Genomic DNA, 635 nt, shown 5'->3' on the forward strand with positions numbered 1-635 from the left:
GGCCACCGCTAGCCTTGATCTCGTCGTAGAGATCGCCGACGTCGGTCTCGCTGGGCTCGGAGAGCACCACGCTCGCGCCCGCGCGTGCGCAGGCTGAGGCCACGGCGCGCCCGACCCCCTCCGCCGCGCCCGTGATCAGGATCACGCGTCCCTCTAGCGTGTCCTGGCCTGGTTGAGCTGTCTCCATGTTCGTTTCCGCCTCTGCGTTGATTCGGTTGAGTTCGTGATCCTGAAAGCCGCGGATCAGTCGGTGCGCGCCCCACCGGTCTCTCCTGAGTTCATGCGATCGGTTGGGGCACGCGGGCCCGGCTCTCGCGCCAGGCGATCCAGAGCTTGCGCAGCGGGGTCAGCGCGATGCGCTGATCGGCCACCGCGAGTCCACTCGCCATCAACTCGGCCAGCAGTGTGTCGGCGAGCCGCACCCGGATGCGCAACGCGCTCGGCAGGCTCGCTAGGTCGGGGTCCAGGCGCTCCCGCTCCCGGTGACAGAGTGGCAGCAGCTCAGCGAGGACGGACGCGAGCGCGGCACCCGGGAGCGGCCCGGATGGACTCCATTGCGCGATGCCCTGGCGCGCGAGGGCGTCTGCTGGCAGAACTCCCAGACGACCACGGCGCAGCAACCAGCCACTGTCACG

At 69.8% G+C, this 635-nt stretch carries 2 protein-coding genes; both read right to left on the reverse strand.

The features are described 5' to 3' along the window. Positions 1-187 (reverse strand): SDR family NAD(P)-dependent oxidoreductase (locus CKO15_RS13815; RefSeq protein WP_200197406.1); only part of this gene is annotated, 187 nt, incomplete at its 3' end. 91 nt (positions 188-278) lie between these two features. Next, positions 279-635, reverse strand: a 357-nt coding sequence (locus CKO15_RS13820; RefSeq protein WP_476729774.1) for an isoprenoid biosynthesis enzyme family protein, incomplete at its 5' end; no start/stop codon positions are given.

It is taken from the genome of Halorhodospira abdelmalekii, from assembly GCF_016583625.1.
In the GTDB taxonomy this organism is placed as follows: domain Bacteria; phylum Pseudomonadota; class Gammaproteobacteria; order Nitrococcales; family Halorhodospiraceae; genus Halorhodospira; species Halorhodospira abdelmalekii.